Here is a 26,269-nt window from a genome sequence, read left to right as displayed (position 1 = left end):
GAAGACACGAAGGCACGAGGAAAAACAATCGTCTTAATTCAATACATTGAAAACTTCGTGTTCTTCGTGCCTTCGTGGTGAAAAATGTTTTTAGCCTAATTTGGATAATACTTTCACAGTCTCTCCCGTTTGGGAATGCCGCAGTAAATGGCCAGCGTCCCGCAACGCTGAAGCGTTGCAGACTGAATTCCCACGCCGAAGCGTGGGAACGAGATAATACTTACTTATGAGAGGAGCAGTATGAGTTTGTTAGGTACATTGTGGGGCATAGGCGTAGGACCTGGGCCTGCGGGCTACATCCCGCTGGCGGCGGTCGAAGCGCTGCAACAGGCCGACATCATCTATGCACCGCGTGCGCACAGCTCGGAAACCTCGGTGGCCCTGCAATGTTTAGCGGGCATCGACATCAATCAGCAACGAATACGGGAAATCGAGTTTACGATGGACCCCGACCGTAGCGTGCTGAGCGATCATTACGCGCAACTGGCCGAGACCATCGCCGTCGATTTGCGCGCAGGGCTGAACGTGGCTTACCTGACCATAGGCGACAGCCTGACCTATTCCACTTACGGCTACATATTGGCAGCTTTGCGCGAATATCTGCCGGGTTTGCCGCACCGCACTTTTCCCGGCATCACCAGCTACGCGGCTGCGGCCTCCGCTATGGGCTGGCCGTTGGGCGTAGGCAAGGAGCGCACCTTGATTTTGCCCTGCCCCGAAGACGCGGCCGCTTTGCGGCAGGACATCGAAAGCCATGACATCGTCGTGCTGATGAAGATCGGCCCGCGCCTGCCCTGGGTGCTGGCGCTGCTCCGGGAAATGGGCATCGCCGAGCACTGCGCATTTGCCCGCCGCATAGGCTTGGAAGACGAAATGCTGGCCGACGATGTCAGCGATTTATGCGCCACCTCAGCGATGGGCTATCTCGCCACCTTATTAATACGCAAAACACCCAGAGAGAGAAGACACGCATGAAAGTTTACTTTATCGGCGCAGGCCCCGGCGCTTCCGATCTGATCACGTTGCGCGGCGCGGCTATTCTCGGCCGGGTCAGCATGGTGCTGTATGCAGGCTCCCTGGTGCCTACCGACATGCTGCAACATTGCCGCCCCGATGCGGAACTGATCGACACCGCCACGCTCGACCTTGAACAACAGGAAGCCTGCTACCGTCGCGCTCAGGAAGCCGCTTCCGATGTGGCGCGTTTGCATTCCGGCGACCCTGCCATTTACGGCGCAACCGCCGAACAAATGCGCAGGCTCGATGCCCTCGGTATCGAATACGAAATTGTGCCGGGCGTGTCTTCGTTCACGTCGGCGGCGGCGTCCATTAAAGCCGAGCTGACCAAGCCGGAAGTCTCGCAAACCGTGATCCTAACCCGTGTTTCCGGCCGCGCCTCCGCCGTGCCGGAACTCGAATCGATTGCACGGTTGGCCGAACACCAAGCGACGATGTGCATCTTCCTGTCCGGGCCGCATTTGAAAAAAATAGTCGCCGACCTGCGCCTGCATTACCCGGATGACACGCCGGTGGCGCTGGTCTATCGGGCAACTTGGCCGGAAGAGCGGTCTTACCAGGGGACTTTGGGCGCCATTCTTAAAGAAACCAAGAAAAGCGAGTGGAACCTGACCACGATGCTATTAGTGGGTAGAGCTTTGGGGCGCGAAGATCAAACCGAATCCAGTTTGTATTCGAAAGACTTCACGCATATATTCCGGGTCGTGAAAAAGCAAAAGTCGCCCTCGACAACTTAAGTGATATGCATAAATTAATTTAAACAATTACCATGAAGGACATGAAGAGTTAAATTCTTCATGCCTTTCATGTTCTTCATGGTTCATGAATAAAACTATTTTCATGCATGTTCCTAAAACATTTCACCAAGAAGACACGAAGAACACGAAGGTTCTACTTTAGCTTTTCTTCGTGGTGAATTAATCGACTTACATTTTATTGATTGAATATATGGTTTGTTTGCTTAAGTTAATGTGTGTTTCAGAAGAAAAGGCAGCGGCATGACTGATTGCGGCATCTGGCTGGTGCGGCCGGAAAGCGAAGCCTTGGCTTTAACCTTGCAAGAACGGCTTGGCGGCGTACTTTATCGGCCTTGGCTCGATACTGTCACCGGCCAAAAACAACAGTTTGCCGCCGCCTACCGGCAGCATGCGCAATGGATCATGATAGCGGCCGGCGGCATTGCGGTCCGCTTTCTCGATGGCTTGGCGCAGGACAAGCATAGCGACCCGGCCGTCGTGGTGCTCGACGAAGCAGGACGATTCGCGGTGTCGCTGTTGGCCGGTCATGAAGGCGGCGCAAACCGTTTGGCTTATCGCGTCGCCAATGCAATCGGTGCGGTGCCGGTCATCACCACGGCGACCGAAGCCTTGAAACCGCTGGTCGTCGGTATAGGTTGCCGCAAAGGCGTCACTGCCGGACAAATCACGGCAGCAGTAAAACTGGCGCTCGGCGATCGGCAGTTAAATGAAGTGCGCGAAATAGCGACCATAGACTTGAAGGCCAACGAACCGGGTTTGCTGGAGTTTTGCCGCCAGCACGATTTACCGTTGCGCGTATTGGCAAGTGCGACAGTCGCGGCTAGGCCCTGGGTGACTAAAGCCTCGGACTGGGTGCAGCAGAATGTGGGGTTGCCGGGCGTATGCGAACCTTGTGCATTGATTACCGGTTCGCGCGGCAGATTGATCGTGCCGAAAACGGCCTTGGGTGGAGTGGCCGTTGCCGTGGTTGAAGATAATATGTAGGGCGCGCCGTGCGCCAGATCGCTCATTCCCAAGCTCCAGCTTGGGAACCCGCGCGAAAAAAACAAATTCACCACGAAAGTACGAAGTTTTTTCTTCGAGTTCTTCGCGCCTTCGTGGTGATAGCTTTTAAATATACAGAGCAATAATCAGTGGATAAAAGAATGAAAGGTGTATTGAATTTGGTTTCGGTCGGACCGGGATTTAGCGACTTGATCGTCCCTAGGGCCCAAGCGGCGTTGCGGGACAGCGATGTGATCGTTGCTTATGACCTGTATTTGCACTGGATAGAGCCCTGGATTACCGGCAAGGAAATCCACACGCCGCCGCTGACTCAGGAACGTGAGCGCGCTTTGTTGGCGATTGAAAAAGCCCGTAGCGGCGCTAAAGTCGCGCTGATTTCCAGCGGAGACATCGGCATTTATGCGATGGCGGCGCTGGCTTTCGATGAAATGCGCGAAGATGACGACTATGAGGTCAACGTGATACCGGGCATTACTTCCGCCAATGCCTGCGCCTCGTTATTGGGCTCGCCGTTGTCGCACGACTTTGCGACGCTGAGCCTGTCCGACCTTTTATGCCCCTGGGACTGGATAGAACAGCGCGGACGCCATATCGCCCAGGCCGACCTCGCCTGCGTGTTGTATAACGTACAAAGCGCCGGTCGGCAGGAAGGCGTGTACCGCATTATCAACATCATGCTGGAATCCAAATCGCCTAAGACACTGTGCGGCGTAATACACAATGCCTATCGGCCCGGCCAGAAAGTCAGCATTCACCATCTGGAGGACTTGCTGTCCTTGCAGTTCGACATGCTGACCACGATCGTGATCGGCAACCGCTTCACCCAGCGCAAACGCAGCTTTATTTTTACCCCGCGTGGCTACAATAACTGGGATACGCCCGCCGAACAGCCGGTTGTTGATGAACTGCCCAAGCACGCGCTATGGGTGTTCTCCGGCACCGGCGACGGCAATGCACTGGCTAACGAATTGGCAGGGCAAGGTTATCCGGTCGTGGTGTCCGCGGCGACTGAATACGGCGGCGAGGTTGCGGCCCGGCATTGTTCGGGCGTGTCGGTCTGGGCCGGGCATCAGGGCGTTGAAGCGCGAAAACAGGCGCTAAGCCAAAATCAGGCGCGGGCAATTGTCGATGCAACGCATCCTTACGCCAGCCTGATCTCGGAACAATTGATGGGCTTGTCGAAAAGTTTGGCTATCCCCTATCTGCGCTATGAGCGCCCCAGCTCTTTTGCAGCAGACAGCGGCATTGAATGCGAGTCTACAGAGCAAGCTGCCAAACAAGCCATCGCCTTCGGATCACGCATTTTCCTGACTACCGGCTCAAAGGATTTGGCTACCTTTCTTCAAGCGCCGGGCGCCGCCGAACGCGAATGGTTTGTACGGATGACGCCCGAACCTGAATTCATCCAACGGGCCATCGATCTGGGCGTGCCGCGCAGCCATATTTGCGCGATGCAGGGGCCGTTCTCGCAAGCGTTCAATGAAGCCTTGTGGCGCGATTTGAAAATAGATTGCGTAATCACCAAGGATTCCGGCGATGCAGGCGGCTATAACGCCAAAGTGGCCGCAACGCAGGCGCTGAATATACCGTTGCTGGTCATCAAGCGTCCGAAACTTGAATACCCGTTCGCCGCCTCGATTTTCGATAAGGTCTTAGCGCAGTTGCAAGCATGGAATATCGAAGCATGATTCCTGTCACCATCGTTACCGGTTTTCTCGGTTCCGGTAAAACCACCTTGCTGAGCAGCCTGATTAAAACCCGGCAAAGCCGCCGCCTGGCCCTATTGATTAATGAGTTCGGCGAGGTTTCGATAGACGGCGCGCTGATTAACGACTGCGTTGGCGATGACGAACATGTGCGGATTCATGATTTTCCTTATGGGTTGATTGCCTACGGCGATGACGAACACTTTATCCCGACCATGCAGGCCATCGCCGGGCGGCGGGCCAATGTCGATCATGTGCTGATCGAAACCTCCGGGCTCGCGTTGCCTACTGCGGTCATGGAGCTGTTGCAGACGCCCGAATTGGCCAAGGATTTCATCCTGGATGCGACGCTGGCCGTCGTGGATACGCCGCTGCTGCTGTCCGATCAATTCGACCGTGAACACAATCCTGACAGCCCGCATGCTGCGGTTGCCGATTCAGTCGCGACCTTGTTTGAGCAGCAACTCGAATTTGCCGATGTGGTGGTGTTGAACAAAGTCGACGCGTTGGATGAAGAGGCTTTGTTACAAGCGGAACAACGGGTTCGCGACCGCGCACCGAACGTGCGTTTCCTCGAACTCGCTTACAACGCGCAACTGGACATCCGGCTGGCCTTGGGCCTGCGCCTGCACCAGCCGACCTTCACGCCGCACAGCCACCGGTTTACGCCGATACCCGGTTCCGATACGCCGACCTTGACGAGCCATCTAAGACTGAACGGCCACGCCCATTCCGGTTTGGCGGGCCATAGTCACGGACTGGCAACGCACAAACATTTCCACGAACAGGATCCGGGCTGGCTGTCGTTCGTATTGCGCTGCCAAGAGCCGCAGCAGGCGGAAACGCTGAAACACGCGTTGATCGAGACGGCAAAAGCCGAACCTTTACTGCGCTGCAAAGGCTTTATATCCACACCTGAACAATCCATTCTGGTACAGGGCGTGCGTACACGGGTGGCTATAAGCGCCGATACCGCCAAACAATCCGCAAAGGATTCGGAGCTGGTTTTTATCGGCTATCACCTGAACCGTAACACGGTCGCGGTGCTGTTATCTCAGATGACTGCAACCAATTGGAAATAAAACTTAAAACCAGAAACTGGTATACAAGGAAAACTTAAATGGATAACAATTCTCTTGCCAATGAATATTCTAAAATATTAAAAAACCTGGATATTATGTATCTTGACAGGAAACATCCAGAAGGGAAAAGCCCGGCTAATCTGTCTGGACTTTTTTTGACGAGCGTATTTGATGAATATCCTCTCGCAAAAAACAAAATCATGATTATTGGAAGCGAAACAAGAGAGTGGAATATTCTGAAAAAAAATGAAGAATTTACTAACTTGAATGACTACATTGAAAGATCAATGAACAAACATCAAAAATTTTTCAAAAACAAACTGGAAGAAGAAAAAGATTCAAAAGGATACGCATTCCATAACTTTACAAGGGATGTATCAGATAAATGCGGAAAAGACGGGTTAGTTTATTCAAATTTGTTTTGCTTTGCTTGGAAAGAAGGAAGTCCAATTCATTGTAAATATTTTGAAACCATAAAAAAATATTCAGCGCTATTGCTTAAAGCTCAAATTGAGATTCTTAAACCACAAATAATAATCTTTGCCAATGGAATGACTTCAGTCCCCTATCGACGCGATCTTTTTCCCATTCACGGTGAAAATCAAGTGTGTACGAATGGCCGAGACTACTCAAACGAAGGCATTTCAAACCATCAACTCTGGGAATTTGATTTATATAAAGACATTCGCTGCTATCGAATCCACCATCCATCTGCCCGAGCCAAAGAAGCAGCAAAAGCACGAAAATACCTCATTAATCTATTACCATCTGTGTAATGACATCTTTCAGTTCACACTCACAATCCTGCCCTGCCCTGTTCATCACCGCGCCCGGATCCAATCACGGCAAGACCACGATAACTGCCGCGCTGGCCCGCTATCATGTCGAGCAAGGCCGCAAAGTCCGCGTATTTAAATCCGGCCCCGATTTTCTCGATCCGATGATACTGGAACGCGCTTGCGGCTTGCCGGTGTACCAGCTCGACCTTTGGATGATCGGTGAAGCCGAATGCAGGCGATTGTTGTACGAAGCCGCGCTGGAAGCGGATTTGATCCTGATCGAAGGCGTCATGGGCTTGTTCGATGGCGAACCTTGCAGCGCCGATATTGCCGAATTATTCTCGGTGCCGGTGCTGGCGGCGATCGATGCCACCGGCTCCGCCCAAACGCTCGGCGCTATTGCTTACGGACTTGCCAATTATCGGCCTAACTTATTATTTACCGGCGTTTTAGCCAACAACGTCGCCAGCATCCGGCATAACGAAATGATCCTGCAAGGCATGCCGCCCGATCTGCGCTATTTCGGCGGGATGCCGCGCGATAACCGGTTTGTATTGCCGGAACGCCATCTGGGTTTAGTTCAGGCCGAAGAAGTGCATGATCTCGAATCGAGGATGTCGGCCGCCGCAGCGGCAATTGCTGCAACCGGGCTGGCAGACTTGCCGGAAGCCGTCGAATTTATATCGCCCGCTCATAAAGCGCCGCCTCAGCTGCTTGCCGGCATCCGCATCGGCATAGCCCGCGATACCGCTTTTTCCTTTATTTACGCCGCCAACCTGGATCTGCTGCGGGCGATGGGAGCGACGCTGGTTTTCTTCTCGCCGCTTGCCGATGCGGTGCTGCCCGATGTGGACAGTATTTACCTGCCGGGCGGTTATCCCGAACTGCATTTGCAAACGCTTCAGGATAATCGGGCGATGAAGTCGGCGTTGCAAACACACTTCCAACAGGGCAAACCGATATACGCCGAATGCGGCGGCATGTTGTATTTGCTGGAATCATTGACCGATAAAGCCGGTTTGCGCGGTGACATGGTCGGCCTGTTACCCGGACACACCGTTATGCAAAACCGGCTGAAAGGCTTGGGATATCAATCCGCGCCGATGCCCGGCGGATTATTGCGCGGCCACACTTTTCACCATTCCCTGATAGAGTCGCCGCTTGTCCCTGCCGCCTTTGGTGAGCGAGTGCAAAACACTTCGGAAGGGGAAGCCATTTATCAGCTAAAACGGTTAACGGCCAGTTACCTGCACTGCTACTTTGCTTCAAACCCCAGTGCCGCCGCGCAATTGTTTTTGCCTTAAGATGTCCCTATGTCCGATTGCCGGGACATAGGGATGTCACAAGCTTCAGTCGTCCGAACCTGGGTTTGATGCTTCCTTAATCTGTTTTCTATTAAACTCCTTTTTAATTTTGGTAAATTGCGACAGCTGTGCGTCAACCCGGCCGTTAAACGATTCCGGCGGATAAACGCCTTGCTCGTTGGTAACGCCGGCCTCCATTCCGGTCAGTAGCTCAAACGCCTCATCTACGGTTGATACCGCGTAAATACTGAATTGGCCGGATTTAGCGGCATGCACCACATCCCAGCGCAGCATCAAATGCTTAATGTTAGTGGCGGGAATGATCACTCCCTGACTGCCGGTTAAACCTTTTTGGGTGCAAATATCGAAGAAACCTTCTATTTTTTCATTAACCCCGCCTATCGGCTGCACATTCCCCAGCTGATTGACCGAACCGGTGATCGCCAGATCCTGCCGTAACGGGACCTGGGCAATCGACGACAGGATAACGCAAAGCTCGGCCAGAGAGGCGCTGTCGCCTTCAATATGTCCATAGGATTGCTCGAACACCAGACTAGCCGCTACCGAGAACGGCGTTGTTCTGGAATACCGGGAGGCGATAAAACTCGATAAGATCAATACGCCTTTTGAATGAATAGCGCCGCCTAATTCGGTTTCGCGCTCAATATCCACCACTTTGCCGCTGCCTAAGCGGGTGGTTGCAGTGATCCGTGAGGGTTGCCCGAAACTGAATTCGCCCAGCTGCAATACCGAAAGGCCGTTGACCTGACCGGTGACCCGGCCTTCCGTGTCAATTAATACGGTGCCCCGGTGTATATTCTCGTACAGCTTTTCCCTGAGTTTATCCAGCCGATGAGTTTTGTGATCGATGGCTTGTTGCACGTCGATGTTAACGATATGTTCGTGACCGTTATTTTCGGCCCAATAGTCCGATTCCGTTAACAAATCCGTGATACTGCGCAAATGAGTCAGCAGTTTTTCCGCATCGCCGACCATCCTGGAACTGTGTTCTATAATCCGGGCGACTGCATTTTGGCTCAGCGGTCGTAACTTCTCGCGGCGTGCGATCGTCGCCAGCAAACGGGCGTAATCGTTAACGCTGTCTTCCCTGGAAACCGATTCGTCAAAATCGGCCGCGATTTTAAAAAGATCATGAAATTCAGGATCATACTGGCTCAGCAGATAATAAATCAGCGGCTCGCCCATCAGGACAAGCTTTAAATTAAGCGGAATCGATTCAGGCTCCAACGATGAGGCGCTGATCAGGCTGAGCGCCCGCTCCAACGATTCAATACGGATTTCGCCGGACTGAAGGGTCCTTTTAAGCGTATCCCAGGCATAAGGTTGAGTCAGCAGTTTCCGGGCATCGATAATCAGGTAGCCGCCATTGGCCTTATGCAGCGCACCGGGCTTGATCATCGTGAAGTCGGTGACCAGTGACCCCATATAGGCCTGATGATCGATACGGCCGACAAGATTGCTGTAATTGGGATGGTCTTCGTAAATGACCGGCGCCGATTTCTTGTCGCTGAAATCCACCATCAGGTTAACGTAATAGCGTTTAAACGGGTTGGATTCCTGCTGCAATTCCATGAAAGGAAACATCTTTTCGCTACGCGGAAGAAAATCCAGCACATGTTCGACAATATCTTTCTGAACCTCATTCAGGTAGTCAAGGACGGCCTCTTGTTTGGCGTATTTTTCGATCAGATCGTCTATGGAATGATTGACGGCCTGCTCAGCAACTTCGCGGTTGAGCGCTTGAAGCTTGCGTTTGGTTTCCTTGCGCCAGATCGGAAAATTTTTCAGCAGCTTGGCCAGGCGTTCCTGCAACTCAAAAATGGATTTTTGAATTTCGTGCTGCTTGTCTTTATCCAGCTTGCCGAACTGCTCGGGGCTGATAATCTCGTTGTTTTCATCGGACGGCGAAAATGCGTAACCGGTCGGAGTTTCCGTCAGGATAATATGGGCGTTAACGGCCTCTTCGCGTAACTGGTTGAGTTCGCTTATTTCCCGTTGCCGCGATTCGGTTTCAATCTCACCCGTTCTGGAACGGTATTCTTCACCGTCAAACGCTGTAGGAATGGCGATGCTTAACTCGTCAATCAACTGCGCCATATCGTGCTTGAAAACCTTGCCTTGCCCCGGCATTAACTTAATCGCTTTCGGTTTGGCAGGCTGATTAAAGTTGTTGACATAACACCAATCCGAAGGAATGTTTTGGCGGCTGGCTTCGTGCTCGACCAACTGTCTTACGGTAGTCAGTTTGCCTGTGCCGGAAGGCGCCATTGCGAAGATGTTGTAGCCGTTTTTATGCATGCGGATACCCAATTTGACGGCATCTACGGCGCGTTGCTGGCCGACGGTAATGTCTATGTCTTCAAGCTCCTCGGTGGAGTTGAATTTTAATTGTTCAATATTGCATGGCTTATAGAGTTGCGCAGGATCCAACGGTTTGTTTTTCATAGGTTATATAGTCTTCGCGGAGAGCTTGGTTTTATTGATTGCCAGCATTAAGCATGCGTTTGTGTAAAAAATGATTACCGTATAATAAAGGTTATGACCGATTTTAAGTTAAATATCGACCATTAAACACACCGGACACAGCAATGAGATCCGTATTTTGATGATAACCGCCATTTAAGCGCATTTCCAGAACATTGTTCCCGACACTGTTTGGACAGATATAACCGGCGGTCCCACCCATGCCGCCTATCAAACTGCCATAAAGATTCATTTATCTTTCAGCGCAATACTGAAACTACTGTGGCTCTAAGTATTTATACCAATAGGTTTACACTGAACTTTTTGTTTCACTATCAGCATTTAATACTATTTATAAAGAAATAAAACCGGAACTCTTTAACTGATAGGTTTATTATTTAATATTTTTGATTATGCCGATAAAACAAATAAAGGGGCAGTTAAATTCAATATAACGCAGAAAAAGATGAAGATTTAATTATTCCTTGCTCCAGCAACAGTAAACTCTTGCTTTTAGCTAAGTTCAATAAGGTGACTAACATGCAAATCCCATTACAAATCACTTTTCGCGGAATACCTCATTCTGATGCTGTAGAAGCCAGAATTCGCGAAAAAGCGGGCAAACTGGACAGATTCCACTCGCATATTATGAGTTGCCGGGTTGCGGTCGAAGCCGAACATCACCATCACCATCAAGGCAATCAATACCATATCCGCATTGACATCACTACGCCGCGCAAGGAATTGGTCATCAGCCGAGAGCACCATGACAAGCAGGCTTATGAAGATGTTTACGTAGCGATCCGCGATGCATTTGATGCTGCGACCAGACAACTGGAGGATTACGCACGAATTCAACGCGGTAAGGTTAAAACGCATGACTTGCAAAGCAGAGGCGCCGTAATCCGGTTATTACAGGAAAAAGACCACGGCCTCATTGAATCGGAAGATGGCCGGGAAATTTATTTCCACCGAAACAGTGTATCAGGGACCGGGTTTGATTCGTTAAAAGTGGGCGATGAAATTCGCTATATCGAAGAAACCGACGATCTCGGCCCGCAAGCCAGTATTGTTTACCCTTAGCAACGAATGTTCCGGGCTAATGAGTTATTCAGGCATGCCTTGATTTTATTATAAATCGTTAAAATCATGCCGGGTTAGCTCAAGTTTAGAGCGATATGTTTCGGCATCGCCGTAATCGGTAAATTTCTGATAGCGGCTGTGTAAGTTTTTAATGCGTTTGGCGTGTTTAATCGGACACCAGAATTGTTCTGTGCGACCGGCTATCTCCTGCAAATAACCAAACAAGCCATTGACATAGCTGCAATAGGCGCAATTTATCTTTTCTATAAGATTCAAGTAGTTGAGATATTGTCTATCGAAGACGATATAGTCTTGCCGCTTTACTTTGGGGATACCGTAAATAGGGAAACAGACTGCCTGATACAGGCTGATAGTTACATCCATTAATATCACAGGGAAAATACACATCCAGATAAATGGAGCGCTGATTATATGTTTCAGTTTCGCATCGGTTATATATTTAAATAAATGTTTGGCATATTCCTTATGCCGAATAATAACGTTTTCTTCAAAATAAACCCGCCGTTTAGTAACTTCGTAGGCAAACTCTTCCTGTTGCTTTTGTAACTCATCGACCAGTTCGTTTTCCAGGACTTTTATTTTATCCAGCAAGAATTCAAGTTTAGTCTGCATAATTAATTCCTGTATAAAGAAAATGAGCGGCATTGAAAATTAAAAAATCAATATGATTTAGGCTTGCATTTAACCACAGATAATGAAAATTATTTATTTTATTATCGAATCCACATAACTTATATGCTCACACAACTTAGCGCTAAAAATCTAAAATACAGGCCAAATACTTGCCGACGATAAATATAATAACTATATAAACAACATACTTATACTATTTTTAATGCATTGAGTCGGCCTCATTTTACTGAATACTGTTTAAATCATCCCCCTTTCCAAACTCTATTTTTCTATGCAAGTGGCGTTATAAACTGTTTTTATCTCCTCATCCTGTTAATCGCGTTAACTCGGATTGCTGATACCCCATGAGCCCCTTAAGGGGGGCGTTGATTACATGAACTTTATATATGATAAAATGTCTCTGTTGACGGATTATGACATATTCACCCAGCGGATAATGATTGCATCCGCCATAGTTTCCACCTTAAGAACAATTTCTTTGGAGTTTTTTATGATTATTCTCGGCATTAATGATCGTTGCCATCATAATTCCGCCGCTTCAATTTTAATCGATGGCAAATTGGTTGCTTCTATTGAATTGGAACGTATTTCCAGGATTAAAAATGACGGCTCCTTTCCTCATGCCGCAATCGATGAAGCTTTAGCTATAGCGGGATTGAACGCTGAAGATGTTGATATAGTCGCCAAGGCTAATTTATCGCGCCGGCAACAAATACCTTATCTTAACCGATATTACGATCATATGGCCAAGGTGGCGAAAACCGATACGTCAGTCAGAAGTATTTTCTGGAAAAAGCAATTTGAGCGTTATCGTCGCGTATTTCACCGGCGTAAAACCCCGCTAGGGATTTTGGCGCAAAAACCCTATCAAACGGTCGAACATCATTTAGCCCATGCCGCATCGGCTTATTATGCCTCGCCTTTTGGCAACGAACGTGTAGGTGTGATTACTTTGGACGGCGTAGGCGACTTTTCCTGGGGTTCGGTTTGGATAGGCGAACACGGAAAGTTACGGCATGTAGACCATTTGCATCAGATAAACAGCATCGGTCTATTGTACTCCGCCGTTACCATTTACTTAGGCTTTAAGCCCAGCAGACATGAAGGCAAAGTATTGGGTTTGGCCGCTTTCGGTAAGCCGGAGCCGTTATTATCCCGTTTACTTGCGCATACCAACAGAGAAAATTGGGATGAACTTTTTGACTCTAAATTGGTCCGGGTTGTTCTAAAATTCGGGTCCGACCTTGGCCAATCCGTTATTAAGGAATTGTGCGCCGATCTGTCCAAAGAAGATGTAGCGGCCGGTATTCAGGCCTATACCGAAAAATTGATTTGCAAGTGGGTGCAAGATCAAGCCAAAGCATTAAAAGTCGCCAAATTGGCCTTAGCCGGCGGCGTATTTTCCAATGTAAAACTGAATCAACTGATCCTGGCGTTGCCGGAAGTTGAAACCATTTATGTACATCCGAACATGGGTGACGGCGGTTTGGCGACAGGCGCCGCATTTGAGCTTTACTCACGTTTGAATCAGGGTTTTGAACCCCAGTTTAATCAGCAAGTTTATCTGGGCACCGAAATTAACCGCGATAATGCATTAGCCGCACTCGAAAAACAGGGACTCGCGTATGAAGAACCCGACAATCTTGCATTGACCGTTGCCGGATTATTAGCCGACGGTAAGGTGATTGCGCGCGCCGACGGCAAGATGGAATACGGCCCTCGCGCCTTGGGCAATCGCACCGTAATGGCGGCGTGCAATGATCCAACCATTAACGATTGGCTGAACAAAAAGTTTGCCCGCACCGAGTTCATGCCTTTTGCCCCGGTTATCCTTCAGGAACATGCGAAGGAATATTTCCCGGAATGGGAAGAAGATCATATTACCGCGCGCTTTATGACGCTTACCTACCATGTTTCCGACCTGGCGAAAAGAAATATTCCCGCCGCCGTGCATATCGATAACACGGCGCGCCCGCAAGTGTTACGCCGGGAAGACAACCCGGACTATTACGATATTATTAAAGAATATTACGATGTTACAGGCGTACCCAGCGTCATTAACACCAGCTTCAATATGCACGAAGAGCCTATTGTTCGGACTGCCGACGAGGCTATTCGCGCCTTTCAGGCCGCCGGTCTGGATGCGTTGGTTTTGGGGCCGTTTTTACTTAGAAAAACCGACTAAGGATCGTGCATAAATTAATTTAGGCAATTACCATGAAGAGCATGAAGGACATGAAGACTTAAACCTTTCATGTCCTTCATGCTCTTCATGTCCTTCATGGTTAAAAAATGAAAAATAAAACTTACTCAAATTATTTCATGCACATTCCTAAGTACAACGTGGTAAACCGCTGATTAAAACTTTGATTCACCACGAACGACTGCATGGATGCAGGAGGTAGAGCAATGCAGGAGCAATTGCCGAGGCGCGAAGAGCACGAAGTTTTATGTTTTTCTTCGTGCTTTTCATGTCTTCGTGGTGTTCTTTTTATACAATAATTTCCCGCAACACCGACGTGGCGTAGCTCCCAGCCGGTAAGGTAAAGCAAAGCTCTAACACCGCATCATCAATAAACTGCCAGCGTAAATCCTGCACGTTAACCCTTAAGGCGCGTCTATCCCGGTCAACATCACTCGCCATCAATCCCTGAACCAATTGCGGGTGCGTATCGATAACGGCTTGTTCAATAGCGAGCGCATCGACGGACACATCGGCATTTCCCCTGCCCCATAACACGCCGGTGGGATGAATTTCTTTTGCTTCTAGCCGTCGGATAATTTCAGCGTCCGGCTGATCCGATTGGAAACAGCTGTGCGACAGATCGAATTGATAGGTGTCGCCGACAACCGGCTGATTCCAGTTATTTTGAGCTACCCGTTCAGCCAAAATCAGGTTAAACAGATAAGACCGGGCCGCCGACAAATAGATGCTGCGTTGCTCCCGGCCCACTTTCGCTCCCTCAAACATGCCCAAAGCCTTGCTGACATTCTGGCCCTCATTGCCAAAACGCTGCGAGCCGAAATAATTGGCGATGCCGTTGACTTTAATCTGCTCCAGTTGTCGGATGGTTTTTGCTTGATCCCCCTGCCAGTTGCGGATAATCAGCTTAAAACTGTTGCCCGACAATACGCCGCGCTTGAGCTTTCTGGCATGGCGCACAGCTTGCAGCACCTTGATGCTGTCCGATTCAAACAGCGTCCAGTCAGGATCGGCTTTGCCCGGCAACCAGACGCTGAACCATTGCGTCGTGACGGCGTAGCGGTCTTTTAAGCCCGCATAACTGACATCGCGCTGCCTGACATTGGCGAACCTGGACAACTGCCTTGCGACATATTCGGTATTTTCGCCTTTCTTTTTTATCTGCAAGAAAACGTGTTCGCCATCACCCGACGGTTCGAACGACAGATTTTCTTTAACGATAAAGTCTTCGGGTAAACTGCGGATTTTGCCGGTGCCGGACGGCCCGCCGTAAACGTAAGGCCAGATGGGGATTTCAATATTTTGCATAAGGCAACTATTCAACGGAACACGGATGGCACGGATCAGACGGATTTAAACGGATTTTAAAAGCCGCAACCAAGTTTGCTGATTGCTTTTAATCAGCGGTTATCAGCCTAATCCGTGCCATCCGTGTTCCATTCTTTATGTCTGAATTTACTTTTCGATAAGGACTATCGCCTGCACGGCAATGCCTTCCTTTCGTCCCTCAAAACCCAGCTTTTCCGTGGTGGTCGCTTTGACGTTGATGCAATCGACATCGACATGCAAGTCGTCGGCGATATTGCGGCACATCGTGGCTGTATGCGGCGACATTTTAGGCGCTTGGGCAATAATCGTAATATCCGCATTGACCAGCTTATAGCCTTTTTCCTGCACGATGCCGTAAACATGGCGCAATAACACGCGGCTGTCGGCGCCTTTAAATTCGGGATCGGTATCGGGAAAATGCTTGCCGATGTCGCCCAAGGCCGCCGCGCCCAATATCGCATCGCACAAGGCATGCAAAACCACGTCGCCGTCGGAATGCGCTTCCAGGCCTTGTTCGTAAGGTATTTTTACCCCGCCTAGTATTACGTCGCCGCCGTCTTTGAAGCGGTGAACATCGTAACCTTGACCTACTCTAATCATTGTTGCTCCATATAAAATTGCGCTAATGCCAGGTCTTCCGGGCGGGTGATTTTGATGTTATCGGGACGGCCCTCGACAATTTTCGGCTGCATCCCTTGTAATTCCAGGGCGCTGGCATCGTCGGTGATGGCCGGATTTCCTTGCGTCTGTTCCAGTGCGGTTTTTAACATGCCGTAACGGAACATTTGCGGCGTCAATGCCCGCCAGATATGGCTTCTATCCAGCGTTCCGGTGATACTGTTACCTTGCACCTGTTTTAAGGTGTCGGGCGATGCCAAAGCCAGAATTCCGCCCACGTCGTCGTTAACCAGCGAATCAATCAGATAGTGAATATCGGACGCTGTAATACAGGGCCTGGCAGCATCATGCACCAATACCCAGTCTTCATCGGACGCCTGATCTCTGATGGTCTTTAACCCGGAGAGCACGGAATCTGCCCGCTCTTTGCCGCCTGGAGCGGCGATGATTTTTTTATGTTGCGATACGGCCAGCTCAGGCCAGTAAGGATCTTCCTCGGAAACCGCAACGGCAATGGCTGCAAAAACATCGGCCTGCAACAAGCGTAACAGGGTATGTTCTATGACTGTTTTCCCTGCAAGTTCCAGATATTGTTTAGGCCGATCGGCCTGCATACGTTTGCCGACACCGGCAGCGGGCACGATAGCCCAGAATTTTATTGAATGGGTCATGGATAAAAAAAGCGAAGGGCTGAAGGCGAAAGGCTGGTGCTTTTTTCACCCTTAGCCTTTCGTCTTTCGCCTTATTCAAGCACATGAAAAAACGTTTCATCTTCCTTAATCATCCCTAATTCGTCCCTGGCCCGCTCCTCAATGGCTTCCTGTCCTTTTCTTAAATCCAGCACTTCAGCGTAAAGCGCTTCGTTGCGCTGTCTTTTTTCCTCGGCCTGTTTTTTCAAAACATCAAGGCGCTGTTGATAAGCTTCAATCTGCGCAACACTGCCGTCGCCAATCCATATCCGGTATTGAAAATGGATAATCAACAGGATGATGATTGCAATGAGGATTTTCATGGATGAGGCAAAAGGCTAAGGGCTAAAGGCGCAAGACTCATGATTTCCACCCTTTGTCTTTCGCCTTTCGCCCTTCGTCTGCTTTTTTACAGCATTTTAAACGCGCTACGGCCTGCGTAAACCGCCAACTCGCCTAACTCTTCTTCAATCTTCATCAGGCGGTTGTACTTGGCGACACGGTCGGAACGGCTCAAAGAACCGGTTTTGATTTGTCCTGTTCCTGTTGCAACGGCCAAATCGGCAATGGTGGTATCTTCGGTTTCGCCTGAACGATGCGATACGACAGCGGTGTAACCTGCCGCGTGAGCGGTGTTAATCGCATCCAACGTTTCGGTCAAAGTACCGATTTGATTTACTTTAATCAGAATTGAGTTGGCAATACCTTTCTCAATGCCTTCTTTTAAAGTAGCGGGGTTAGTCACGAACAAATCGTCGCCAACCAATTGGATTTTGTTGCCCAATTTTTCGGTTTGATCTTTCCAGCCGGTCCAGTCGTTTTGATCCAGGCCGTCTTCGATAGAAATGATCGGGTATTTATTAACCCATTCGACAAAGAAATCGTTCATTTCAACAGAGTTGAAGCTTCTGCCTTCCGCCGATAACTCATAACGGCCGTCTTTGTAGTATTCGGAGCTGGCTGCGTCCATACCTAAGTAAATATCGACGCCGGCTTTGTAACCTGCTTTTTCGATCGCTTCCAGAATGACTTCAATCGCTTCTTCGTTAGAAGACAGGTTAGGTGCGAATCCGCCTTCGTCGCCGACAGTCGTTGCCAAGCCTCTGCCTTTTAAAACTTTGCTCAGGTTATGGAAAACTTCAGCGCCGTAACGGATAGCTTCGCGGAAAGTAGGAGCGCCGACGGGCAGGATCATGAATTCTTGCAAATCAACGCTGTTGTCCGCGTGTGAGCCGCCGTTGATGATGTTCATCATCGGTACCGGCATCACGAATTTACCGCTGGTGTTCAAGTGCCGGTATAAAGGTACGCCCGCTTCTTTAGCCGCTGCATGAGCCGCCGCCATCGATACTGCCAAAATCGCATTGGCGCCTAAACGGCCTTTGTTTTCAGTGCCGTCCAATGCGATCATTTTTTTGTCGATGCCCGCTTGGTCGGCAACATCCATACCGACAACCGCGGCGCGAATTTCAGTATTAACGTTGTTAACCGCTGTTAATACGCCTTTACCCAAATAACGGCCTTTGTCATTGTCGCGCAATTCTATCGCTTCGCGTTCGCCGGTCGATGCACCGGATGGAACCATAGCGCTGCCGATCACGCCGGACGCCAAAATTACGTCCGCTTCCAGGGTCGGGTTGCCGCGTGAATCTAAAATTTCTCTTGCACGAATATCTACTATTGCAGTCATTATGTTTCCTTATTTAGAGAGTTGTTTCGATCAGGCCGGTTGTTTTTACCGCCTTGTCGATAGTTAATAAAATTTCCAGTAATTCTTTCATTCTGTGTAAAGGCCAGGAGTTGGGGCCGTCACTTTTTGCTTCCGCGGGATTAGGATGGGTTTCCATAAACAGTCCTGCAATGCCTACCGCTACCGCCGCTCTGGCTAATACCGGTACGAATTCGCGTTGTCCGCCTGATACCGTGCCTTGTCCGCCGGGCAGTTGCACCGAGTGCGTCGCATCAAAAACCACCGGGCAACCGGTGTCGCGCATGACCGCCAATGAGCGCATGTCGGAAACCAAGTTGTTGTAGCCGAACGATACGCCGCGCTCGCAGACCATAATCTGCTGGTTTCCGGTCGCCTTGGCTTTGTTGGCGACATGCACCATATCCCAAGGCGCCAGGAACTGGCCTTTTTTGATATTGACAGGAATGCCATGAGAGGCAACTTGCTGAATAAAATTGGTTTGCCGGCATAAAAACGCAGGCGTTTGCATCACGTCAACGACCGACGCGACTTCGGCCAGCGGCGTATCTTCATGCACATCGGTCAACACCGGCACGCCGATTTGCTGTTTGACTTTTTCCAGTATTTTTAGCCCCTCTTCCACGCCGGGACCGCGATAACTTTCGTGCGACGAACGGTTGGCTTTATCAAAAGACGACTTGTAGATAAAAGGGATATTCAGCTGGGTCGTTAATTCCTTAAGGTAACCCGCCGTGTCCAGCGCCAGTTGCTCGCTCTCGATAACGCAGGGCCCGGCTATCAAAAAAAACGGCTGATCCAGACCCGCTTCAAAACCACATAATTTCATTACACTGTACCTTTTTTATGTTCAACAGCCGCGACGACAAAACCGGAAAACAGCGGATGGCCTTTTCTCGGCGTCGAGGTGAATTCAGGATGGAACTGGCAAGCCAGGAACCACGGATGATCGGGTATTTCCACCACTTCGACCAGACGGCCGTCGATAGATTTTCCGGAAAAACGCATGCCGGCCTGTTCCAGTTTTTCCAGGTACTGGCTGTTAAACTCGTAACGATGCCGATGCCTTTCGGTAATCACATCTTTCTGGTATAGCTGGAAAGCCAGTGAATCCGATTGCAACCGGCATTGCTGACCGCCCAGGCGCATGGAACCGCCCAAATCGGAGTCTTCGCTGCGGATTTCCAACTGGCCGTCCTCGGACATCCATTCGGTAATCAAGCCGATCACCGGGTGCGGCGACTTGGGCAAGAATTCGGTGCTGTGCGCGCCTTCCAATCCGGCCGCATTGCGGGCAAACTCAATAACGGCAACCTGCATGCCCAGACAAATACCCAGATAAGGGATTTTATTTTCCCGCGCATACCTGACCGTGGCAATTTTGCCCTCCACGCCGCGCTCGCCGAAGCCGCCCGGCACCAGAATGGCGTCAATGCCTTTCAGCTTGGCAACGCCTTCATCCTCTATCGTTTCCGAGTCGATATAAACAATATTGACCTTGGTGCGGGTGCGGATACCGGCGTGTATCAGCGCTTCATTCAATGATTTATAAGCATCGGAATGATCGACATATTTACCGACAATGGCGATGGTCGCTTTATTGACGGAATGTTCCAGCGCATCAACGACCGCTTCCCATTCGGTCAGATTCGCCGGAGGCACGTCCAGACGCAGCTTGTTGACGACAATGTCATCCAAGCCTTGTTCATGCAATAACAACGGAATCTTGTAAATCGAAGCAGCATCGACCGCAGAAATAACCGCCTTTTCTTCCACATTGGTAAACAACGCAATTTTGCGGCGTTCGCTGTGCGGTATCGGCTGTTCGGAACGGCAAATCAAAATATCCGGCTGTATGCCGATACTGCGCAGTTCTTTTACCGAATGCTGGGTCGGCTTGGTTTTTATTTCACCGGCGGAACGAATGTACGGCACCAGTGTTAAATGAATAAACAACGACCGTTCGGAGCCCAGCTCAAAACGCATCTGCCGGATAGCTTCCAGAAACGGCAAGGATTCAATATCACCTACCGTACCGCCGACTTCAATCAAGGCGACATCGACCGCGCCCTGGGTTATCCTGCCGCTGGCATCGATGCAGTCGTCGGCGCTTTCGTATACACGGCGCTTAATTTCATCGGTAATATGCGGGATAACCTGGACCGTCGCGCCCAGATATTCGCCCTTACGCTCTTTGCGCAAAACACTTTCGTAGACCTGTCCCGTCGAGAAGCTGTTCTTTTTAGTCATCGTGGTTTTAAGAAACCGCTCATAATGACCTAAATCGAGATCGGTTTCGGTACCGTCTTCAGTAACAAACACCTCGCCGTGCTGAAAAGGACTCATCGTACCCGGATCGACATTGATGTAAGGATCGAGCTTGGTCATGGTGACTTTGAGGCCGCGAGACTCAAGAATAGCGGCAAGCGAAGATGCGGCAATGCCTTTGCCAAGTGACGAGACGACGCCGCCGGTAATGAAGATGTATTTTGTCATGTAGGATTTTAGACTTCAGTGAAAACTGATGAAGTTAGGTAAAACTGGTGCATTTTAATCGACAATACAAAATTCGTCATTGTCTTTTGGGTTTAATTCTTAACTTTGCAGGGACAAACTGACGCAAGCCTGAGGTTTTTCATCGTAGAACGCGGCACTGATCCATTTATCGCCCACGGCGGCAAGCTTACCATTCAGGTAAACCAAAGGCGTCACATCCCTTTCCCACGGCGGAATAGCCGCTTCCTGAAACAGTTTTTTCAGCGAATGATGACCTTGACGCCCCGGCAGGCAGATTTTTTCACCGCCCCTGCGGAATCTGATCTCGACCTTAGCGTTTAGCCATTGTTCACGGAGTATCCCTGTCGATGAAGGCACACAGAATAATGTCCGGTCATGGCTGACTTTTATCGACATTTGTCCGACAGGCCAAACAAGGTCTTGCAGGGATTCTTGTGCCGATTGATTCGTCAGACAATACAGTTTATTCCGGTAACGGCGAATGTTGTACCCTTGTCCTGACAATACCGGATCGCGATGCTCGCCCGCCGCAACCACCTGACTTAAAATTCGCCCGATAAAAGCCTGCGAAGGCATTTTTAGCCCCAAGTACCGAAACCAATGCCTGAGGATAAGTTGCCGCGGATGGCTGTGATGTTCCATCAGCCAGCTGATACATAAGGTCTTGTCTTCTGGATTTAAAACCGCGCCGAACAATTCATCAGCGACTTCCTCGACCAGCAACTGTGCATCGGCACAATGCTTTGCCGAACGGGCTACGGTTTTATCGATTGCAGGCCAGCGCTGTTTCAGTAACGGCACAACCGCATTGCGCAGGAAATTACGGTCATAATCATTACTTTGGTTGCTGGGATCTTCAACCCAGCTTAACTGATGTGCATGAGCGTAATCGATAATCGCCTGCTTGGGCGTATCCAGAAAAGGCCTGAGCATAACGCCCGCCCCGAAAGCCATGCGCTCCGGCATCCCGGATAGTCCTCGCAAGCCGCTGCCGCGAAACAATTGCAGCAACACCGTTTCCAGCTGGTCTTCCCGGTGCTGGGCAAGCAGCAACGCATCCCCGGCGTTAATGAGCGATTTTAACGCGTCATATCGGGCGTTTCTGGCGGCTTCTTCGGGACTTTCGCCCGGCGTCGGTTTGGCATTAACCCGTAACGTTAAAAACTCGGCGCCTAGTTCTTTTGCCGTTTTTTCGCAATGCTTAGCCCAGGATTCAGCCTCGGCTTGCAGGCCGTGATGAACGTAAACGGCGGTAATCTTATCTTTGGGTCGAGGTATTGAAGCGCAACAATGCAGCAACACATGAGAATCTACTCCGCCACTATAGGCGACATAAAGCCTTTGCCGCCCGTGCTCAAGATCAAGCCTGGAAATACTCTCGTGGAAATCCTCGTAAAGCAGCGAACCTTTCGCTTTTCGCCTTTCGCCTTGCACCTAAGCGTTACTTCCCGCTTTCCTCAAAAACCCCAAAATTCATAATCCGTTGATAGCGCCTTTCCATCATTGTATCAACGGGTACACTCTTCAACTCGTGCATATGGCGAACCAGCGCTTCCTTCAAATTCGAGGCAATCGCTTTAAAGTTCCTATGCCCGCCGCCTAAAGGTTCCCTGACGACTTCATCGAGAAATCCCTGCTCACGTATACGATCCGAAGTAATACCCATCGCCTCGGCAGCCAATTGTGATTTATCGGCGCTTTTCCACAGAATGGATGCACAGCCTTCCGGGGAAATTACGGAATACGTGCTGTATTCCAGCATGATTAAACGGTCGCCGACGCCGATGGCCAACGCACCGCCGGAACCGCCTTCGCCGATGATGGTGCAGATAATCGGCGTTTTGAGCTTGGCCATTTCAAACAGGTTTCTGGCGATAGCTTCGCTTTGGCCGCGCTCTTCCGCGCCGATGCCCGGATAAGCTCCCGGCGTGTCGATCAGGCAAATAACCGGCATTTTGAAACGTTCCGCCATTTTCATCATGCGTAACGCCTTGCGGTAACCTTCCGGGCGCGGCATGCCGAAGTTGCGATAAATTTTTTCCTTGGTATCGCGGCCCTTTTGATGGCCGATCACCATAACCGACTCTCCGTTAAGGCGCGCTAATCCGCAAATAATAGCCGGATCATCGGCATAAGCGCGGTCGCCATGCAGCTCATGAAAATCGGTAAAAATATGTTCGACATAGTCCAGCGTATAGGGACGACCCGGATGCCGGGATAGCTGAGAAATCTGCCAATCGGAAAGATCGGTAAAAATAGTCTCTGTCAGCGCTTGGCTTCGATCTTCCAGCTGCTTAATCGCATCGGAAATATTAATATTATTGTCGAACTCGACATTGCGGAGTTCTTCAATTTTCGCTTCTAATTCAGCGATAGGTTGTTCAAAATCGAGAAATTTTAGGTCCATGTAGACTTGATCTGAAGAATTGTTACAGTAATGGGTAATTTTATAGAAATTCAGCAATTTATTCTAAATAAATTCCAGATTATTCCGAGCATCGCTTTCGTTATGCTCGCAAAAGTTCACAGCGCTGGATTCGTGCCTGGCGCAAAATATTCGTCTCGGGTCCGGCACAACTCCCGCCTAATCTATCGTCTCAACCCATCGGCAACGGTCTTTCACAACCCCGGAGGTATTGGAGTCGCCAATGCCTTTGGCGATAAGCGCAATCACTCGGTCATCGGTATCGTAACCGACATGGGCGTCGATAGGGTTGGCGAATTTACCCAGACCGAATGCGTCAAGGATGGTCGCCACATTAATATTAACATTGGTGACTTCAGTGCATAACCTTGAATCCAGATATTTTTCCACGAAGCCGTGCGGAATCGCATAACTGAGCAAATCGTTAGGGTCGCTGAAGGCAATGATCGGTGTTTTAGCCAACATGCGTTGACTGTACTTTTCTCCATTCTCCTTGCAATACGCTTCTTTTTGATTGCTGACATCGGGTAGTTTTTCCCCCAACTGCAACATCGGCAGTTGATTGGACATCATATAAATGGGGATTTCTTTGCGCTTTAATGCCGCACTGAAATCAGCGTCGCGCTGGTCCACTAAAGAAGCAATGCGTTGCATACCGTCAACAATAATCCGACTGCCCAGGCTGTGCGAAACAAAGGCATACTGATCAATCAGCATGTTTTTTGCGGCGCTGTCGTCATTAAATGAACAGGCTTGTACTTTATCGTCAGGCAAGTCGTTCCAGTTGCTTTTGGTCATCCAGCAGAAAGATTGGCCGAATGAAACCAATATGTCATTCCTGCTCTCTCCCAGATAGATAATCGGATCAGGCCCGGTATCATTGGAGAACAGCTTCATCATGTTATTGACTTCGGCTCTGCGAAATGAATATTCCCCTGAATTATCATAGGCCAGCACTTCTTTTTGCTTGGCGGTAATGATGGACCAGGTTAATTCATAAAACAGCAACTCCTTGCTTCTGTCTTTGCTTAAAAATCGGTTGATTCTCAAGTTGCCCAGGTTTTTGCTGTTATCCAGGCGGCTGGTTAGGCCGATGTTTTTATACTGCGACGACATCACCGGTAAATCCAGTTCTTTAGCCAGTTTTTCTATAAATTGCGTGGAGTATCCCGGCGAATGATCGCCCACCCCATGCACCATCAGCACCTTCATTTTGCCTTGTTTATTACCCAGATTCGGCGCAAGTCCTTTGAAAGGCTTGCCCCATATTTCGCAAAGACGGGTATCGACCGCTTGCTGTTTTTCCAGAAAGGCTTCAGCCATACCTTTGCCCAAACTCGCGCAGCCGCTTAGTTGGGTCGTCATCACAAGTAACAGAAAAATATGCTTCATGGGTCGCTTTTTATCAGTCGGGCTTTGTCGCTGTCACCAGCGCATTGACTTCAAGTCTGTGGCTCAGGGTGATGCTTGAAAAACCGGCATCGCGCAGTTGTTTTAACGCCACTGATTCGCGCATAACGTGGTTTTCCGATTCATCGCTAAACAAATGCACTATCCAGTGTTCCAGTACGTCCAGCTTGTTAATCTGGGTTAATACCTTGAAATAACCGCTGACTTCGTCCTGGACAGTACGCGTATGCTTGGAAACATCATCCAAGCCGTAACGGTCGCCGTTAATGAAGCGGCCGCCCGGTGTCAAAATCCTGAAAACTTCTTGTATGACTTCGTTGCGATAGGTATCGAGAAAGTTATGCAGGGTATAAGCGGAAGCCACTATATCGACGCTACCGGTTGCAATGTTTTTCAATGCCGTTAACGCATCATCGCCGCAAAAAGCCAGCCTGCCTTCTGTCGCCCATTTATGCAGATGCTTTTTGGCCTGTTCCTGCATGACCGGCTCGTTATCAATGCTCAAGATATTCAGTTTGTCCGACGCGGTTAGCAGCGATAAAGTGGTAATCCCTGTGCCGCCGCCCAGTTCCACCACTGTGAGATTACCGGTTGTATGCGCAGCATAGTCCGAGACCGCATCCCCTACCAGTCGGCTCATTTTGGTTGCTAAAGGGCAGATTAAGTTGAGCAGCTCATAATCTTGGCCGATAACGCCGGAAAATATAGCATCGTATTTGTCTGTCATTGTAATTTGGCTTGTTGTTTGCGTTCGAAAGCGGCTAACTGTTCCGCAGTGGCTTCGGTTTGAAATTTATCTTTCCATTCGTTATAAGGCATACCGTAAACGACTTCCCTAGCCTGCTCATAATCCATCTCTACGCCCTGTTCCACCGCTTCCGCCATATACCATTTGGCCAGACAATTTCTGCAAAAATCAGCCAAAATCATTAAGTCGATATTTTGAACGTCGGTGTTTTTTTGCAAATGACCGACTAAACGTCTGAACGCGCCGGCCTCTAGTTCTGTTTTTGTGTTTTTATCCACAGATCCGCTCCAAAAATAATCGATATTCTAGCAGAAACGACCATTCAAGCATGTACATTCCGCATCAAAGATTTTACAATGAACAACAGTTAGATATGCATAACGACTCACCTCATATATGAGAATTCATAGTTCATCATTAATTTTTCAGCCTATTAGCCTGAACCAGAAAGTTGGCCGGAATAATAGTGCGCAAAATAAAGATAAAAATGAACTCTCTGTTTCAATAGATGAGCAAAACAAAAAATCTAATCAAGCCTCTTCACCCGAAGAGATTAAAAAAACGCTGGATAATGTTAGCCTAGCCATTGATTCGTCAAGCCAGGACAATATTATCAAACCAACCAACTCGCGAACCTTAAGAGCACTTTCCGCCTACACCCAGGAATTCAATGCGCCACTGCAAGATCAACGTGCTCAATTGATAACAGGAATAGATGCTTACGCCTGACCACCCCACTTTCGGCTACTA

Annotated in this window: 24 protein-coding genes; 10 read left to right on the top strand and 14 right to left on the bottom strand. The window is 49.5% G+C overall.

Annotated features, from left to right (window positions below; translation table 11 throughout):
- Positions 1-240 precede the first annotated feature (240 nt).
- The 7 genes from cobI to V3O24_RS14070 all read left to right on the top strand — a co-directional run bounded on the left by cobI (position 241) and on the right by V3O24_RS14070 (position 7,651).
- Entirely contained in the window at positions 241-975 is a 735-nt protein-coding gene (cobI, locus tag V3O24_RS14100) for a precorrin-2 C(20)-methyltransferase (RefSeq protein ID WP_331307708.1), read from the top strand.
- Complete coding sequence (cobM, locus tag V3O24_RS14095; protein ID WP_331307707.1) at positions 972-1,754, top strand: precorrin-4 C(11)-methyltransferase; 783 nt, start codon at positions 972-974, stop codon at positions 1,752-1,754. Before cobI ends, cobM begins: the two co-directional genes overlap by 4 nt.
- Positions 1,755-2,015: 261 nt before the next feature.
- Positions 2,016-2,759 (top strand): cobalamin biosynthesis protein, encoded by a 744-nt coding sequence (locus V3O24_RS14090; protein WP_331307706.1) that lies wholly within the window; start codon positions 2,016-2,018, stop codon positions 2,757-2,759.
- Positions 2,760-2,920: 161 nt separating this feature from the next.
- A complete protein-coding gene (gene cobJ, locus V3O24_RS14085) occupies positions 2,921-4,468 on the top strand; it encodes a precorrin-3B C(17)-methyltransferase (RefSeq protein WP_331307705.1) in 1,548 nt (515 codons plus the stop codon).
- Positions 4,465-5,568 (top strand): GTP-binding protein, encoded by a 1,104-nt coding sequence (locus V3O24_RS14080; RefSeq protein ID WP_331307704.1) that lies wholly within the window; start codon positions 4,465-4,467, stop codon positions 5,566-5,568. Before cobJ ends, V3O24_RS14080 begins: the two co-directional genes overlap by 4 nt.
- 38 nt (positions 5,569-5,606) lie before the next feature.
- On the top strand, positions 5,607-6,344 hold the full coding sequence (locus V3O24_RS14075) for a hypothetical protein (protein ID WP_331307703.1): 738 nt from the start codon (positions 5,607-5,609) through the stop codon (positions 6,342-6,344).
- On the top strand, positions 6,344-7,651 hold the full coding sequence (locus V3O24_RS14070; protein WP_331307702.1) for a cobyrinate a,c-diamide synthase: 1,308 nt from the start codon (positions 6,344-6,346) through the stop codon (positions 7,649-7,651). Before V3O24_RS14075 ends, V3O24_RS14070 begins: the two co-directional genes overlap by 1 nt.
- 45 nt (positions 7,652-7,696) lie before the next feature.
- On the opposite strand, the gene V3O24_RS14065 is transcribed toward V3O24_RS14070, so the two are convergent.
- Positions 7,697-10,117, bottom strand: a complete 2,421-nt coding sequence (locus V3O24_RS14065; RefSeq protein ID WP_331307701.1) for an ATP-binding protein — start codon at positions 10,115-10,117, stop codon at positions 7,697-7,699.
- 558 nt (positions 10,118-10,675) lie between these two features.
- Here V3O24_RS14065 and V3O24_RS14060 point away from each other — a divergent pair.
- Positions 10,676-11,218: an HPF/RaiA family ribosome-associated protein gene (locus V3O24_RS14060; RefSeq protein WP_331307700.1), complete on the top strand. Its 543-nt coding sequence runs from the start codon at positions 10,676-10,678 to the stop codon at positions 11,216-11,218.
- Between the two features lie 48 nt (positions 11,219-11,266).
- Here the strand turns inward: V3O24_RS14060 and V3O24_RS14055 are convergent, their stop codons facing one another.
- Positions 11,267-11,851 carry a hypothetical protein gene (locus tag V3O24_RS14055; RefSeq protein WP_104425043.1) on the bottom strand — a complete coding sequence of 195 codons (585 nt, stop codon included), beginning with the start codon at positions 11,849-11,851 and terminating at the stop codon, positions 11,267-11,269.
- 511 nt (positions 11,852-12,362) lie between these two features.
- Between V3O24_RS14055 and V3O24_RS14050 the strand changes: the two genes are divergently transcribed.
- A complete protein-coding gene (locus V3O24_RS14050) occupies positions 12,363-14,057 on the top strand; it encodes a carbamoyltransferase N-terminal domain-containing protein (RefSeq protein ID WP_331307699.1) in 1,695 nt (564 codons plus the stop codon).
- Positions 14,058-14,363: 306 nt separating this feature from the next.
- Here the strand turns inward: V3O24_RS14050 and truD are convergent, their stop codons facing one another.
- From truD to V3O24_RS13990, 12 genes are all read right to left on the bottom strand, one after another.
- Positions 14,364-15,383 carry a tRNA pseudouridine(13) synthase TruD gene (gene truD, locus V3O24_RS14045; RefSeq protein ID WP_331307698.1) on the bottom strand — a complete coding sequence of 340 codons (1,020 nt, stop codon included), beginning with the start codon at positions 15,381-15,383 and terminating at the stop codon, positions 14,364-14,366.
- A 147-nt stretch (positions 15,384-15,530) separates the two neighbouring features.
- The gene (ispF, locus tag V3O24_RS14040) at positions 15,531-16,004 is read right to left on the bottom strand and encodes a 2-C-methyl-D-erythritol 2,4-cyclodiphosphate synthase (RefSeq protein WP_331307697.1); all 474 of its coding nucleotides are present in this window, start codon (positions 16,002-16,004) and stop codon (positions 15,531-15,533) included.
- On the bottom strand, positions 16,001-16,693 hold the full coding sequence (ispD, locus tag V3O24_RS14035) for a 2-C-methyl-D-erythritol 4-phosphate cytidylyltransferase (RefSeq protein ID WP_331307696.1): 693 nt from the start codon (positions 16,691-16,693) through the stop codon (positions 16,001-16,003). The genes ispF and ispD overlap by 4 nt, the downstream gene beginning before the upstream one ends.
- Positions 16,694-16,764: 71 nt before the next feature.
- A complete protein-coding gene (locus V3O24_RS14030; RefSeq protein WP_331307695.1) occupies positions 16,765-17,034 on the bottom strand; it encodes a septum formation initiator family protein in 270 nt (89 codons plus the stop codon).
- Positions 17,035-17,120: 86 nt separating this feature from the next.
- Complete coding sequence (gene eno, locus V3O24_RS14025) at positions 17,121-18,401, bottom strand: phosphopyruvate hydratase (protein ID WP_331307694.1); 1,281 nt, start codon at positions 18,399-18,401, stop codon at positions 17,121-17,123.
- Positions 18,402-18,414: 13 nt separating this feature from the next.
- Positions 18,415-19,248 (bottom strand): 3-deoxy-8-phosphooctulonate synthase, encoded by an 834-nt coding sequence (gene kdsA / locus V3O24_RS14020; protein WP_331307693.1) that lies wholly within the window; start codon positions 19,246-19,248, stop codon positions 18,415-18,417.
- Positions 19,248-20,915: a CTP synthase gene (locus tag V3O24_RS14015; RefSeq protein ID WP_331307692.1), complete on the bottom strand. Its 1,668-nt coding sequence runs from the start codon at positions 20,913-20,915 to the stop codon at positions 19,248-19,250. The genes kdsA and V3O24_RS14015 overlap by 1 nt, the downstream gene beginning before the upstream one ends.
- A gap of 99 nt (positions 20,916-21,014) precedes the next feature.
- A complete protein-coding gene (gene tilS / locus V3O24_RS14010; protein ID WP_331307691.1) occupies positions 21,015-22,370 on the bottom strand; it encodes a tRNA lysidine(34) synthetase TilS in 1,356 nt (451 codons plus the stop codon).
- A gap of 7 nt (positions 22,371-22,377) precedes the next feature.
- Positions 22,378-23,343, bottom strand: a complete 966-nt coding sequence (gene accA / locus V3O24_RS14005; RefSeq protein WP_331307690.1) for an acetyl-CoA carboxylase carboxyl transferase subunit alpha — start codon at positions 23,341-23,343, stop codon at positions 22,378-22,380.
- A gap of 177 nt (positions 23,344-23,520) precedes the next feature.
- Entirely contained in the window at positions 23,521-24,753 is a 1,233-nt protein-coding gene (locus V3O24_RS14000; RefSeq protein ID WP_331307689.1) for a hypothetical protein, read from the bottom strand.
- A 13-nt stretch (positions 24,754-24,766) separates the two neighbouring features.
- Entirely contained in the window at positions 24,767-25,498 is a 732-nt protein-coding gene (locus tag V3O24_RS13995) for a class I SAM-dependent methyltransferase (protein ID WP_331307688.1), read from the bottom strand.
- The gene (locus V3O24_RS13990) at positions 25,495-25,797 is read right to left on the bottom strand and encodes a DUF1244 domain-containing protein (protein ID WP_104425004.1); all 303 of its coding nucleotides are present in this window, start codon (positions 25,795-25,797) and stop codon (positions 25,495-25,497) included. Before V3O24_RS13990 ends, V3O24_RS13995 begins: the two co-directional genes overlap by 4 nt.
- Positions 25,798-25,915: 118 nt before the next feature.
- On the opposite strand from V3O24_RS13990, the gene V3O24_RS13985 reads away from it, so the two are divergent.
- Positions 25,916-26,248: a hypothetical protein gene (locus V3O24_RS13985; RefSeq protein ID WP_104425003.1), complete on the top strand. Its 333-nt coding sequence runs from the start codon at positions 25,916-25,918 to the stop codon at positions 26,246-26,248.
- Positions 26,249-26,269 lie beyond the last annotated feature (21 nt).

Source organism: Methylobacter sp. Wu8 (assembly GCF_036440755.1).
Lineage (GTDB): Bacteria > Pseudomonadota > Gammaproteobacteria > Methylococcales > Methylomonadaceae > Methylobacter_A > Methylobacter_A tundripaludum_A.
The sequence above is the reverse complement of the archived record's forward strand: the minus strand, read 5'-3'. Positions and strand labels throughout refer to the sequence as shown.

Excerpts from the sequence above, each read along its gene's own strand:
- cobI (WP_331307708.1), top strand. The coding sequence starts at position 241 with ATGAGTTTGTTAGGTACATTGTGGGGCATAGGCGTAGGACCTGGGCCT.
- cobM (WP_331307707.1), top strand. The coding sequence starts at position 972 with ATGAAAGTTTACTTTATCGGCGCAGGCCCCGGCGCTTCCGATCTGATC.
- V3O24_RS14090 (WP_331307706.1), top strand. The coding sequence starts at position 2,016 with ATGACTGATTGCGGCATCTGGCTGGTGCGGCCGGAAAGCGAAGCCTTG.
- cobJ (WP_331307705.1), top strand. The coding sequence starts at position 2,921 with ATGAAAGGTGTATTGAATTTGGTTTCGGTCGGACCGGGATTTAGCGAC.
- V3O24_RS14080 (WP_331307704.1), top strand. The coding sequence starts at position 4,465 with ATGATTCCTGTCACCATCGTTACCGGTTTTCTCGGTTCCGGTAAAACC.
- V3O24_RS14075 (WP_331307703.1), top strand. The coding sequence starts at position 5,607 with ATGGATAACAATTCTCTTGCCAATGAATATTCTAAAATATTAAAAAAC.
- V3O24_RS14070 (WP_331307702.1), top strand. The coding sequence starts at position 6,344 with ATGACATCTTTCAGTTCACACTCACAATCCTGCCCTGCCCTGTTCATC.
- V3O24_RS14065 (WP_331307701.1), bottom strand. The coding sequence starts at position 10,117 with ATGAAAAACAAACCGTTGGATCCTGCGCAACTCTATAAGCCATGCAAT.
- V3O24_RS14060 (WP_331307700.1), top strand. The coding sequence starts at position 10,676 with ATGCAAATCCCATTACAAATCACTTTTCGCGGAATACCTCATTCTGAT.
- V3O24_RS14055 (WP_104425043.1), bottom strand. The coding sequence starts at position 11,851 with ATGCAGACTAAACTTGAATTCTTGCTGGATAAAATAAAAGTCCTGGAA.
- V3O24_RS14050 (WP_331307699.1), top strand. The coding sequence starts at position 12,363 with ATGATTATTCTCGGCATTAATGATCGTTGCCATCATAATTCCGCCGCT.
- truD (WP_331307698.1), bottom strand. The coding sequence starts at position 15,383 with ATGCAAAATATTGAAATCCCCATCTGGCCTTACGTTTACGGCGGGCCG.
- ispF (WP_331307697.1), bottom strand. The coding sequence starts at position 16,004 with ATGATTAGAGTAGGTCAAGGTTACGATGTTCACCGCTTCAAAGACGGC.
- ispD (WP_331307696.1), bottom strand. The coding sequence starts at position 16,693 with ATGACCCATTCAATAAAATTCTGGGCTATCGTGCCCGCTGCCGGTGTC.
- V3O24_RS14030 (WP_331307695.1), bottom strand. The coding sequence starts at position 17,034 with ATGAAAATCCTCATTGCAATCATCATCCTGTTGATTATCCATTTTCAA.
- eno (WP_331307694.1), bottom strand. The coding sequence starts at position 18,401 with ATGACTGCAATAGTAGATATTCGTGCAAGAGAAATTTTAGATTCACGC.
- kdsA (WP_331307693.1), bottom strand. The coding sequence starts at position 19,248 with ATGAAATTATGTGGTTTTGAAGCGGGTCTGGATCAGCCGTTTTTTTTG.
- V3O24_RS14015 (WP_331307692.1), bottom strand. The coding sequence starts at position 20,915 with ATGACAAAATACATCTTCATTACCGGCGGCGTCGTCTCGTCACTTGGC.
- accA (WP_331307690.1), bottom strand. The coding sequence starts at position 23,343 with ATGGACCTAAAATTTCTCGATTTTGAACAACCTATCGCTGAATTAGAA.
- V3O24_RS14000 (WP_331307689.1), bottom strand. The coding sequence starts at position 24,753 with ATGAAGCATATTTTTCTGTTACTTGTGATGACGACCCAACTAAGCGGC.
- V3O24_RS13995 (WP_331307688.1), bottom strand. The coding sequence starts at position 25,498 with ATGACAGACAAATACGATGCTATATTTTCCGGCGTTATCGGCCAAGAT.
- V3O24_RS13985 (WP_104425003.1), top strand. The coding sequence starts at position 25,916 with ATGAGAATTCATAGTTCATCATTAATTTTTCAGCCTATTAGCCTGAAC.